Here is a 12,980-nt window from a genome sequence, read left to right as displayed (position 1 = left end):
AATCTCGTACCATGAAATACATATTACTACCTGTCCTCGCAATGTCATGGACAATTGTTTGCAACGCACAAGACCCAAACCTCGGAAACACAAACCTAGGTATAGGCACATCAGCACCGTCCTCCTACTTCCATGGTGGAACTAACAGGGTGCTGGAAATTGTAAATCCATTAACGGCAATTAATAGCCAGAGTCATCTCATACTGAGCACTGGAAGTACCACGGCCGGTTCAGTTGGGTCCGTTAGCTGGATGGTTCCCAATGCCCCGGGTTATAAAGGCATCGGCTACATGGCGGCCCAAATAGGCGAAAATATTAACGGAAACCCGTATGGTAATTTAGTGTTCGCCACTGCGAATTACCAACTGCCAGAAGTGCGCATGAAAATCGCGGGCAATGGCTCAGTCGGTGTAGGTTCTGGTGAACCAAGGGCGTTATTCGATTTGACGAAACCTGTTTCAGAAAGCATAGCGAGTGTTTTAGGAAGATTGCCTGAAGGTGATGCCTCGGGTGCGGGAACATTTCTAGGTGTCCAAAATTATAGCACAACGGTATTAGGCACAACATCCTTCGCATTGGAGCACAGGTTCTATGGATCATTGAATAGCGCCATACGATTTCATAGGGGAGGAAGTATTTTGGGTGGCTTCATATCGTTCGCGACGAACAATGGCTCAGAAAGAATGCGAATTGATGAGACCGGAAACGTAGGCATTGGTGCTACCAATACAAGTTTGTATAAGCTAACAGTCAACGGTAGTATTGGAACGAAGAAAGTAAAAGTTACGACGATGGAAACGTGGGCTGATTTCGTTTTCGATCAATCTTACAGACTCCGATCTATACCAGCTATCGAAAGGTATACTACGAAACGGAGGTGCTAAATCGTTATGAAGATAAAAATGCATGCGCCTATAAGTTGTCAGGCGTACGCATATTTAACCTGTCCACTGGAATGTATGAAGCGCTTTTTTGTGGAAATAGCGTACGGGGTGCTGATAGGATATTATTTCGCGACGGACCAGAAAGTGATGCCGGATATAGCAAATTGTGAGGTAGGCGATCTCTCCATCAGGTAATGCCCAAATGAAGCATGGGACAAAGTTGTGTCCTTAATCAACGAAGACGATATCGCTGTATTAAATGCAACAGATGTATACGAGGTCGACCTGGACGGAGGGACTTACTATTATGTACGTGACCTCGAAGTTGGTGATTTCTTAGCTTTTCGATACCCTCGGGAATCTTTGTAAAATAACACATGATCCATTCACCGTGCAAATGATGAACGGCCGGCTGGTCGATATCCTGGATCCGAGCTAGCGGCGATACTACCGGAACTCAGCAAAACAAAAATTCCTATACCCAACACCCCCAACCTCAGCCAGGCAATATCGGATATAGGATCTAAAAAACTAAACCACTAATTCTCCTCCTTCAACGTCGCCAGGAAACTCACCACATCCCTGATCTCCTTCTTCGACAATATCGTCTTCATATCCGGCATACTCGACAACGCATACTTCTTCGTCTTAATATCCCCGGCAGCATAGGTCTTCTCCGGATCGTTGCCTTCCTTCACCGTAATGCTATTCTTCGCTTCCGCCTGTATGGTGCCGAATACTTTCTTGCCATCCTTCAGTTCCAGGCTAACCATACCAAACCCAGGTGCCAGTCGCGCACTCGGATTGATCAACGCCTGTAATATCTGCTCACGCGAAATACGACCAGCAATACCGTTCAAACGAGGACCAGCGTTACCGCCTTTATCATCGTAAGAGTGGCAACGAATACACTGCGCACTCTGGTTCTGGAAGAAGATGCGTCGTCCTTTACCAGCATCACCGCCGTTCAGGCTGCTGGCGTAAGAGGCCATCAGGTCGTCGGGCGACAGTTTACTGCTGATCTCTTTGTAACGGGCAGCAAGGGTAGTGGATTTCGAGCTATCGATGGCTTCTCCTAACTCGAGGTAAATGTCGGGACTGAGGGTGCCGGCGGCCATCTTAGCCAGTAATGCTTCGAAGCTTGACAGTGTGTTAGCGACAGGCAGTTTGCCGAGCGCAGTAACGGCGGCCTGTTTCTCTTCGGTGGTCCTGTTGGCGATTACGTCGTTCAGGAGTTTTACCATTACTTCTTTGGAGATGCTCATTTTCTCCATCAGATCTAGGCCTGCTACGCGTACTTCTTTTTCCTTATCGGATAATGCTGCGCTGATGGCTTGTTCTGCCTGCGGAGCGTTCAATGTTACGATAGATTTTAAGGCTTCAATTTTTACGTTGATAGCTTTATCTGTTTTCACCGCGGCCAGTAGTTGTGGGGCAGATTCTTTCAGGTTGATGTGACCGATCGCTTTGGCAGCAGCGAATCTTACGGAGGTCTCTTTGTCTGTCAAAAGGCCGGTGAGTGCAGCACCAGAGGTGTTGATCAGCGGCTCGGCGTCACGTCTCACATGGCCACGCAGCCTGCCATCTACACGGTCCAGTACGGAAGGATTGGTCCAAATGCCGAGTACGTCCACCGCTTCGGCGCGCATCGCGGCTGGGTTATCTTTCTTCAGGGCGTAGGTTACCAGGTTACGGAGGGTACTGTCGTTGCCCACGCGCAGGTTAGCACTGATGGCGCGGCGGATGAGAGGTTCGTTTTTAAACGGTGTAGTATTCAGGATGTTGGCGAGTGCTGGCAGGGCAGCGGGGATCGACAGATCATCGTTGATGGCCCTGGCGGCTTCTGTTACGACGAACTCGGAAGTGTCGGACAGGAAGTTCGCTACCGCAGGATCGCTCATCCTCCTTAATGCTACTACAGCGGCAATTCTCAACGCGCGGGATGGGTGAGTGGATAAAGCGGCTACGGGTGCCACGTCATGGATGCTCGCCAACGCAGCAGCGCCTGCATGCCGTAAGTACGCATCCTCATCGTTATTGGCTTCCAGCATTGCGATGATCGGCTGTACAGCGGCTTTGTGCCGGATGCGGCCCAGTGCTTCTGCTGCAAAGAAACGTACGCGGGCTGAGGTGTCTTGCAGTAACGGAAGCAATGCACTACCTGCATCTTTGTAACGTATATCACCGAGCCATTTGGCGGCCTGGGCGCGGATCTCAGGATCGCTGTCGTTCAGTATCGGCAACAGTACGGCGGCTTGTGCTGCGTCTTTACGTCCCAGCTGTGCAATGCCCCAGATGGCGTGTACGCGTGCGAGTTGGTGGGTGCGTTGGGTCAGCGCGGCCTTGAAGGTATTGCTGCTCTTTCTTTTCGCGAGTTCAAACTGAGCTTTCATACGAATACGCATGTCGTCGTGTTTCAGCAGATCGCCCAGTTCGGCTTCTTTACGTTTGGTAAAGTCTTCTGCCAGCATCGATTTCACTTGCTTGCGAATATCGGTAGCTGCAGCGCCTTTGCTGTCGAGTTTCCAGATGCGGCCGTAGTTGTGGGTATCCCAGCCGTCGATCCAGTCAGCAATGTACAGGGCGCCGTCCGGACCGAAGTCCATACCGGTAGGCAGCACGCCGCCAAGGATCTTTTTGGTTTCACCCAGTTCGAAGCTGGCGCCTTTCGGATTTAACTTAAAAGCATGTACGCCGGAGCCGGAAGGATTTCCCACGAACTCGGCTACAAAGAAGTTGTTTTTATATTCAGGACCTAACCCGGTACCTGGATTGTACACCAGGCCTGCCGGACCGCTTACATAGTTGGAAATACATGGCGTGATGTACGCTGCCTGTCCGTCCCAACGGGGCAGGTACATTTTCTCGTCCATCCATACTTTATAGGTGTTGTTACGCTCGTCGCGGTACTTGCCGTATTGCCAGTTGGAGCGCCAGCCGGCGTCGGAGCCGTTCACGATGTATACCAGGCGTTCTTTTTCGCCCGGGTGGTCGCCGTCGTTGTCTTCGCTGATCAGGTTGCCATATTCATCGAAGCTAAACTCGTGCACATTGCGCACACCGTAAGCAAATACTTCAAAGTCGCTGCCGTCGGGGTTAGAGCGTACCACCACACCGCTGTTCGGATGCTCGTACTTCTCGCCGTTCGGGCCTTTGCCGTTGAAGCCGATATCGCCGATCTGCCAGTAGATCTTACCGTCAGGCCCCATTTCCACGCCCGACATACCATGGCCGCTAAAGCCAATGTGTACGGCATAACCGCTGGAAATAGAGGTCTTTTCGTCGGCAATGCCATCTTGGTTTTTATCTTTCATGCGCCACAGGTCGGGGGCCACGGCTACGTACAAGTCGTCTCCATCTGCCAGTACGCCGCCTGCCACGTCGGTTACTTCGTCGTTAAAGTCGTCTACCACGAGCTGGGCCATATCGGCCACGCCGTCGTTGTTTTTATCTTCCAGCCGATATACGTTCTCTTTCTCGATGGTGAGATCGCGCCAGTCGTGGGAACTATCGCCGTTCAGGTCTTCCAGCCAGCGGTTCCTGTCGCTGTTTTCGGGACTGAGCTCTTTACGTAAAAAGGAGCGGCGGTCTTCCACGGTCTGCAGGCTGATGGAAGGAATTTCCCAGTCACGGTGCCCGCGGATGTCGAATTCAGAGTGTTTCTGCCTGTTGGTGGTGGTGTAATACAGGCGGCCCATATCATCTATATCAATAGCTATGGGAGAGATCACCAGGGAGTCGATGCCCCACAGTTTCAGCTCCAGACCTTCTGCCAGTACCGGTTTTACGGCCTTCTGGATAGAATCTGCCAGTTTAGCGGTAAACGTGGTGTCGAACGATCTGATTCGTTTGTCGGTCGGGCCGGCTGCTTCCTGGCAGGCTATAAAGCCGAGGAGCAGGGAGGCGGGAAGTAATTTTTTCATTGTAGCGGTTGATGCCATCAGTTTTTTCATGTTCAAGAGGTTAGCTGCAAACTAGCTTAACAGGGCAATCAAGATATAATAAAACTTTTTTAAATGGAAGTAATCGTGACGGGCGGCGAAAAATACTTTGCGCAACACCGGGTCAAATAATTTCCTGATCCCGTAACCATTTTTCCGGATCGCGTAAGCCCTTTCTGCCGCTAAGCCGCATCTTTACCGGATATTTTAACCTCAGTAACATGATACAAATTGTACGTCTTTCAATTTTGATGATCTTTTTACCAGTGGCGATGCTGGCCCAAAACAGGAACGAAAACGGTGCTATCCGCGGACAAGTGACCACCAGCGACGGGCAGCCGGCCATGAACGTAACGGTGTTACTCCTGCAAACGGGCAAGGGCGCCTACACCAACGAAAAGGGAGAATACCTTATCCGCGGCGTAAAGCCGGGCAGCTACCAGCTAAAAGTAACTTCTGTAGAAGTCGGCGGCCAGCAACAGGCGGTGTCGGTAACGGGCGGACAAACGACCACGGTCAATCTGATACTTACCGCCAGCGCCGCGCAATTGCAGGAGGTGACGGTAACGGGCCGCAATCATGATAAGGTAAACGCCATCGTGGCGAAGATCCCGCTCACTAATCTCGAAAATCCGCAGGTGTATAATTCCGTGCCCGCCGAACTGATGAAGCAGCAGGGCGTAACGAATTACGATGATGCCTTGCGAAATGTACCGGGCATTACGCGCACCTGGGAGTCTACGGGCCGCGCGGGTGATGGTGCTACATATTTCGCTTTAAGGGGATTTGATGCGCAGGCCTTCCTGACCAATGGTTTGCCCGGTCTCGTATCCGGCAACCTCGATCCGGCCAATGTGGAGGAGATACAGGTGCTGAAAGGCCCGTCGGGTACGCTGTTTGGCGGTAGCTTTTTTAGCTATGGCGGTATTATCAACACGATTACTAAAAAAGCTTACTTCGGATACGGTGGCGAAATCGGCTACAATGCCGGTAGCTTCGGCCTCAACCGGGTAACGGCGGATGTAAATACGATGCTGAGTAAAAAAGAAAAGATCGCCCTGCGGGTAAACGCGGCCTATCACAGCGAAAACAGCTGGCAGGACGCGGGTTTCAAGAAATCGCTCTTTTTCGCTCCTTCGCTCAATTACGAGGTGAACGACAAATTAAGCTTCCAGGTACTTACGGAAATCCTGCAGGAAGAAAGGCGGTAGCACCGGTGTTCTTCCATTCCGACCGCGCCACGCCACTCACGTTCAAGAACATTGATGAACTAGGACTGAACTACAAAGCTTCGTTTACGAGCAACGATGTCACGATTCGTAACCCGCGTTTTAACCTCCAGGCGCAAATGGTGTATAAACTGTCCCCGGAGTGGACGTCGCAAACGGTGTTGTCACGCGGGAGCATTAAATCGGATGGCATCTACACTTATATATGGGATTTCCTGGGTGGGGTCGATTACTTCTCGCAGATGTTCCATAACGAGAATTTTACTACTAATACAACTGATATCCAGCAGAACTTCAACGGGGACTTTAAGATCGGTAAGATGCGTAACCGTTTGCTGGTAGGGCTCGACGCTTACCACCGTGTTAATATCGACAATGGCTCCGGCTGGGAAGTCGGTCGCCTCGTAAAACCTTCCGGCGAAGTGCTTGATACCGATCCAGGTTCCGGTGACCCTTTTGTACCGGTGGACCTGTCTATGGCAGCAATCGACAACCTGCTGGCTGGCTCCGGTGTAAACAATGCCACGAACAAAAACACGTCTTACGCAGCATATGCATCCGACGTATTAAATATCACCCCCGGCCTGATGGCCATGGTGAGCCTTCGTGCGGACTACTTCAACGCCGAATCCGACGACTTTAATCAATGGGCGTTATCGCCCAAGTTTGGCCTGGTGTATCAGCCAGTAGTGGGCAAGGTCTCCATCTTTGCCAGCTATATGAATGCCTTTATTAACGTGGCGCCTTCCGCCTTATACGACGACAATGGCGACCCTACCGGCGAATTTCGCACGTTTAAACCTGAACACGCAAATCAATGGGAGGGGGTGTGAAAGTAAACGTACTGGGTGATAAGCTGTTCGGCACCGTATCCTTGTACGACATCCGCGTGAGTGACCGTGTGGTGCCGGAAACAGGCAATCCTAATAACAGTCTGCAGGGCGGTAAAGTACGCAGCCGCGGTATTGAGGCTGATATCAATGCCAGTCCGGCCCCCGGCTTCAATATTATTGCCGGTTATGCCTTTAATGAATCAGAGGTGCTGGAAGGCAACAAAACCGACTTCTACTCCGAACCTGGCCGCGCGTATGGTGGTCAGGGTCCTAAACACCTGGCCAACCTGTGGTTAAGCTACAAGTTTAATGAAGGCAAATTGAAGGATTTCGGCGCCGGCTTCGGCGGTAACTATGCGGGGGAATACCTGGTGATCGACAATAGTGCCACGGGTCAGTTCTTCCTGCCGGAGTATACGCTGCTGAACGGCGGCCTGTTTTACAATGGCAGCAAAGTACGCGTGAATTTTAACCTGAACAATATTACGAACAAACGTTACTACACCGGCTACTGGAGCGTGAACCCACAGAAGACGAGGAACTTTACGGTGAGCCTAGGGTATAAGTTTTAACCCTGCTATGTCATCCTCGTAATTTTTTATATCTTGTTACCGAAGTTCGAGATATGGAAATGAAGGATGACATATTTCCTTTAAACAGGCTGAAGGCTGGTGATGTGACGGCCTTTAATCTCCTGTTTGCCCAGTTCTATGCACCACTTTGCTACTTCGCCGAAAAACTTATCGGAGACCGGTTTGCGGCGGAAGAGGTAGTACAAGGGGTGATGATGACGGTATGGGACAAACGGGCAGACTTTCCTGCATTTCCCGCATTGAAGTCCTTTTTGTACGTAAGTGCCCGCAATGCCAGTTTAAACCAGCTTGATAAGATGCAGCGCCAGCGGCAACAACAGGAAGCCCTGGTGAACGTAGTCCCGGTATCCGAAGAAGTGATACTGAGCGCCATTTTTAAAGCAGAGGCAATGCGGGAAATTTACCAGGCCATCGATCAGCTGCCGGAAAAGTACCGCCGCATCATGGAACTGGCCTATAAAGAAGAACTGACCGTCAACGAGATCGCGGCGAAACTATCCATGCCCATCAATACCGTACACAAACAAAAGATGCGCGCGCTCTTATCCCTCCGTAAACACCTTTCTTACCGGTCGTTTACCTTGCTGCTGGCCGTTTTACAGGTCAGCTGAAAATAAATCCGAAAAATTTGTCCAAAAAGGGAATTTAGTTCTGTTATATATACAGACACGCTTATTTCATTTATGAATGATCGGGAATTACAAACGGCTTTAAGAATGGCATCACTGATGCCTGGCTACCTTTCGGGCAGTCTCTCTCCGCATGAGCGGGAGGAGCTGGAAACCTGGATGGCCGCCAGTGAGGCTAACCGTAAAGCAGTGGCATCACTCGTAAATGAAAACCAGGCAGCAGGCGAATGGAAACAGTTTGCCGGCTACAACACCAGTCGTAAAAAACAGGTTTACCTGCCGCCGGTCGTGAAAGCGCGTCGCAGACAAGCCCTGATCGCCAAGGTGGCGGCGGTAGCACTGGTAGTGGTGGGGGCAGGCACCGGCATCTGGCTAAACCTGCCTAGGCAACCGAAAGCACCAGTAGCGGTGACACAACAGGAAATACTGCCAGGCAGCTCCAAAGCGAAACTGGTACTTGCAAACGGTCAAACCTTGTCGCTGGACAAACAAAGCGATACGGCTTTTACACGCGGTGGCGATGTACAAGTGCAGCACCACCAGGGATTGCTGGTATATAGTGATATACCGGGTATGAGCGAAGGCGTGGAGTATCACCAGCTGGTAACGCCAAATGGCGGCGAGTTCCAGGTGATGTTGGAAGATGGTACGATGGTATGGCTGAACGCCGCCTCGTCGCTCCGCTTCCCGAGCCGCTTTACGGGCGATAGCCGCACGGTGCAGGTGACCGGAGAAGCGTATTTTGAAATTGCGCCCGATGCACAACGCCCGTTTTTAGTAGAGGCGAACGGCCATACGGCAATCGAGGTGCTGGGCACGCGATTTAATGTAAATGCATATACAGACCAGGAACATATATACACTACTTTGTTGCAAGGCGCAGTAGCCGTTACAACAAGCGAAGGGCGAAAGGTGTTGAAGCCGGGCCAGCAGGGCGTTACTCAGCACCAGGAGGGGAGCTCAATCGCCGTGCAAAAGGCAGATACGGTACGCGCCATCGCCTGGAAGAACGGGGAGTTCGACTTCAACGATACAAAGCTGTCGGACGTCATGCGGCAGCTGTCGAAATGGTACGATGTGACCGTTACTTATGAACAAGGGGCCCCTGATATCAGGATATGGGGCCGGATGAAAAGAAACCAAAGTCTCCAACAGGTGATCAGCATCCTGGATGGAATGGATGTAAAAGTTAAGCTGGAACAAGGTCGGAAACTATCCGTGTTACGTTAATACGCAATCGTTGCTTTAGAGAAAAACATATTGTGGACCGTTAAAAAGGCCCGCGAGGGCTTGTATTGACCATTATTTACCAACCAAAGTCAATTTTTGTACTATGCGATTAACTGCCTTCATGCTATGTGCATGTGCGTTGCTATGCGGTTCGGCCGCCGTAGCCCAGCGCGTTACTTTTTCGGGAACGAGGGTCGCCTTACAGGATGTACTCACCGAAGTGCAAAAACAAACCGGTTATCTCGTGATGAGTAACAGCCAGCTCGTAAAGGAAGCAGCACCGGTGACCATTTCCGCTAAACAGGAACCACTGAACGAGTTCCTCGACAAACTGTTCGCCGGTCCGAAACTGGAGTATTCGATCGAGAACAAAACGATCACCATCCGTCGTAAGCGGGCGCTGACACCTGCCGTGGCAGACACTACGCGTGTTCCGCAAAAGGACATTGTAGGAACGGTGACCGATGAAGCCGGACTGCCCATCCCCGGTGTAACGATTCGCATCCTGGGCCGCTCAGGCGGTACGTCGACGGATGCAAAAGGGCAATTCCGCATCAAGGCCGACAGTACGGCGATGCTGAGCCTGACGAGCATCGGGTACCAGGCCCGTGACCTGTCCGCAGCGTCTGTAACGCGCCTCGTCGCCATTAAACTGGCGCCATCTGCCAATAACCTGGATGCGGTATCGGTAGTGTCTACCGGTTACCAGGACAGGCGTCGTTCTAACATGGTAGGCTCGGTATCTTCCGTAACAGGAAAAGATATCGAGAATGCCGGTATTACAACGGTAGACAAGGCGCTGGCCGGACGTATGCCGGGTGTGTACGTACGTAGCGTGTCTGGCCGCCCGGGCGAAACCGGACAAATCATCATTCGTGGGGTGAACACGCTCACCGGTAGTGCAGAACCACTGTACGTACTGGATGGTATGCCATTGCAGCCCGGCGAAGTAAGTGGTAGCATGAACTCTCTCATCACCAATGGTATCGGAAATATTCCTCCTGAAAATATTGAAACGATCACGATCCTGAAAGATGCAACAGCCGCCTCTATCTACGGTTCCCGTGCTGCCAACGGCGTAATCGTGATCACCACAAAAAACGGTAAGGCGGGTAATGATTATGTAAACTACTCCGGCAAATACGGCATTACTGAGCGCCCGCGTAACACCTTCAATTTCATGAATGCGAAAGAAAAAGTAGCCTTCGAACGGGGTATCCGCGACGACTTCTATCCGCCTTATGAGTCTGGCGGCCGCGTTATCCAGTTACTGAGCCTGGCCGATAAAGGCGCCATCAGTTATGCAGATGCGGAAGCGCGCATCGCGGAGCTGGAAAACACGAATACGGACTGGATAAAAGAACTGTATCGCGTAGCGCAAAGCCAGTCGCACAACATCAGCTTAAGCGGCGGTAATACCAAAACGACTTACTACGCCGGCTTCAACTACCAGGATCAGCAAGGCAGCCTGATCGAAAACCGCTTCCAGACAGGTGGGTTGAATATGAAACTGAGCCGCTTCGCCACAGATAAACTGCTCTTCAAACTAAACTTATACACCACCCTGAAAAAGAACGTGGAAGGACAGGCAGTGGCCAGCACGAGCTCGATGAGCATCGACCCTTTTGAGTATGCCGTGTTTGCCAATCCATATGAAAAGGCTTACAACGCCGACGGCTCCTACGCCTGGGACATGACTTATCGTCCCATCCCGTACGACATCGGCAACTTTAGTACAATGTACTATTCCACTTTTAACATGATCCGTGAATTAAAGGAGAATCGCCTTACGAACATTTATGGTAACATTCGCGGACAATTTGCGGTGGAGTACGACATCATCAAGGGGCTTAAATATACGGGCAACGTGGCCGCTTCTTACACGTCTGTACACGATAAGGATGAATCTTTCGGCGGCACCTATCGTTCCTATGTAAATAACTGGCTCAACACTGCGTCAATGAACAGTGGTGCGGTACTGCCGGAATACAACCGCGGTTTCCTTCGCGAAAGCACCGGACGTACGTTCGACTACACGGTACGTAATACGCTGGACTATAGCCACACCTTTGGTGGTAAACACTTTGTACAGGCGTTTTTTGCCAATGAATTTGGCGGTGTAAAAAACGATCAGTTCAATCACTTTAACCCGATTTACCTGCAGGAATATGCGATTGCCGGTTATCCCAGCTGGGACCTCGTGGCAGATACGCGTTTCATGCAGCTGTCGCTGGAGAAATTTGGCGGCACGGTGAACCGCGAAAACAGGAGTGCTTCTTTCATCGGATCACTGGCTTATTCTTACGACAACCGTTATGTATTTAACGGTAATGTGCGTTACGATGGGGTGGATATTATCGGTTCCGATAACCAGTTCTCGCCGTTATGGTCTGCCGGTGTGCGCTGGAATGCACATAATGAAAAGTTCCTGGCGGAGCACGGATCTATCATCAGCAGGCTTGTATTGTCTGCCGGTTACGGTTATCGCGGCAGCATCAACCGCCGGGTACTACCTTTCCATACTTACACGCTGGGCACGTTCGTATACGCCAGCACGCCGGTTGCATCGGGTTTTTCGTATGGCAACCCGGTTATCAAATGGGAAAAGAAAGCAGAAACCAACCTGGGAATGGAACTGTCGTTATTCAACGGCCGTATCAATACCGAATGGCGTTACTTCCGCGAGAAGGTGATCGACTTGCTGGATGATACCAAAATACCGCCTTCCGTAGGTCGCCCGTCCACCACGGTGAATGTAGGTTCCTTATCTAATAAAGGGATGGAAGTGAGTGTGCGCGTAGAGGTGATCAAAAACAAAGACTGGCTGTGGGAAGTAGGTGGTAACGTGGCCCGTGTGGCGAATAACCTCGACGATGTGTTCGAGAAAACGATGCCTACTTTGGCCAACCTCTATACATCCAACATCCAGGGCTACCCGGTGAATAGCTGGTATGGCTACAAGTTCTCTCACATCAACCCGGAGAATGGCAGCATGATCGTACTGGCGCAAAAGATCAACAATACTATGGTAGATGGTAAGATACAAAGCACTTATACAGATGCCGAAGTAGACCTGAGCCGTACGAGTGTGGCCGATATGACAACCCTTTATCGCCCTTATTTCCTTGGCCAGCGTGATCCCAAGTTTTACGGCGGATTCAATACGCGTTTAACCTGGAAGTCGATCGAGTTGACGAGCAACTTCGTGTTTGCCGGTGGCAACCAGATCATGAGTTTCCAGGACAGGAGGGAAGGGCCGAATAACATTGGTACCAGCGACCTGGCGGCCAGCCGCATCAACCGTCTCAAAAATAACCTGAACCGCTGGCGGCAGGCGGGTGATATTACGGATATTCCTTTGTACCGTACGACTGCCAGCAGTTATACCAGGTACCTGATATCGACCGACGTAGAGAGTGGCCGTTACCTGAAGTGTAACGAACTCGCACTTTCATGGCGCGCACCACGCACCTTGTTGTCACGTTCGGCGCTTAAAACTGCCAAGGCGACACTGGTAGCAGGCAACCTGTTTGCATTGAGTCCGTACAGCGGTACCGATGCGGAAACACAAACGCCGTTCGGTTACCCGAATACCCGTACTTACACCTTATCTCTGACTCTTGGCTTCTAAATGGGATCAA

At 51.1% G+C, this 12,980-nt stretch carries 8 protein-coding genes; 7 read left to right on the top strand and 1 reads right to left on the bottom strand.

Annotated elements, in window-relative coordinates; genetic code table 11:
* The first annotated feature begins 11 nt into the window (after nt 1–11).
* Entirely contained in the window at nt 12–884 is an 873-nt protein-coding gene (locus MKQ68_RS09845; RefSeq protein ID WP_264283141.1) for a hypothetical protein, read from the top strand.
* Between the two features lie 539 nt (nt 885–1,423).
* Here the strand turns inward: MKQ68_RS09845 and MKQ68_RS09840 are convergent.
* Nucleotides 1,424–4,837: a HEAT repeat domain-containing protein gene (locus MKQ68_RS09840; RefSeq protein ID WP_264283140.1), complete on the bottom strand. Its 3,414-nt coding sequence runs from the start codon at nt 4,835–4,837 to the stop codon at nt 1,424–1,426.
* A gap of 209 nt (nt 4,838–5,046) precedes the next feature.
* On the opposite strand from MKQ68_RS09840, the gene MKQ68_RS09835 reads away from it, so the two are divergent.
* The 6 genes from MKQ68_RS09835 to MKQ68_RS09810 all read left to right on the top strand — a co-directional run bounded on the left by MKQ68_RS09835 (nt 5,047) and on the right by MKQ68_RS09810 (nt 12,970).
* Nucleotides 5,047–6,036: a TonB-dependent receptor gene (locus tag MKQ68_RS09835; protein WP_264283139.1), complete on the top strand. Its 990-nt coding sequence runs from the start codon at nt 5,047–5,049 to the stop codon at nt 6,034–6,036.
* A gap of 5 nt (nt 6,037–6,041) precedes the next feature.
* On the top strand, nt 6,042–6,887 hold the full coding sequence (locus tag MKQ68_RS09830; protein WP_264283138.1) for a TonB-dependent receptor: 846 nt from the start codon (nt 6,042–6,044) through the stop codon (nt 6,885–6,887).
* Nucleotides 6,884–7,459: a TonB-dependent siderophore receptor gene (locus MKQ68_RS09825; protein WP_264283137.1), complete on the top strand. Its 576-nt coding sequence runs from the start codon at nt 6,884–6,886 to the stop codon at nt 7,457–7,459. Before MKQ68_RS09830 ends, MKQ68_RS09825 begins: the two co-directional genes overlap by 4 nt.
* 53 nt (nt 7,460–7,512) lie before the next feature.
* Entirely contained in the window at nt 7,513–8,091 is a 579-nt protein-coding gene (locus MKQ68_RS09820; RefSeq protein WP_244839170.1) for an RNA polymerase sigma factor, read from the top strand.
* Nucleotides 8,092–8,196: 105 nt separating this feature from the next.
* Entirely contained in the window at nt 8,197–9,339 is a 1,143-nt protein-coding gene (locus MKQ68_RS09815; RefSeq protein WP_264283136.1) for a FecR family protein, read from the top strand.
* 103 nt (nt 9,340–9,442) lie between these two features.
* Nucleotides 9,443–12,970 (top strand): SusC/RagA family TonB-linked outer membrane protein, encoded by a 3,528-nt coding sequence (locus MKQ68_RS09810; protein ID WP_264283135.1) that lies wholly within the window; start codon nt 9,443–9,445, stop codon nt 12,968–12,970.
* Nucleotides 12,971–12,980: the final 10 nt, after the last annotated feature.

The sequence above is a fragment of the Chitinophaga horti genome, from assembly GCF_022867795.2.
GTDB lineage: Bacteria > Bacteroidota > Bacteroidia > Chitinophagales > Chitinophagaceae > Chitinophaga > Chitinophaga horti.
Note: the sequence above shows the minus strand (reverse complement) of the source record. Positions and strands in the feature narration are given on the sequence as shown.

Bases quoted from the DNA above. Each gene is read 5' to 3' on its own strand.
- MKQ68_RS09845 (WP_264283141.1), top strand. From the start codon at position 12: ATGAAATACATATTACTACCTGTCCTCGCAATGTCATGGACAATTGTT.
- MKQ68_RS09840 (WP_264283140.1), bottom strand. From the start codon at position 4,837: ATGAAAAAACTGATGGCATCAACCGCTACAATGAAAAAATTACTTCCC.
- MKQ68_RS09835 (WP_264283139.1), top strand. From the start codon at position 5,047: ATGATACAAATTGTACGTCTTTCAATTTTGATGATCTTTTTACCAGTG.
- MKQ68_RS09820 (WP_244839170.1), top strand. From the start codon at position 7,513: ATGGAAATGAAGGATGACATATTTCCTTTAAACAGGCTGAAGGCTGGT.
- MKQ68_RS09815 (WP_264283136.1), top strand. From the start codon at position 8,197: ATGGCATCACTGATGCCTGGCTACCTTTCGGGCAGTCTCTCTCCGCAT.
- MKQ68_RS09810 (WP_264283135.1), top strand. From the start codon at position 9,443: ATGCGATTAACTGCCTTCATGCTATGTGCATGTGCGTTGCTATGCGGT.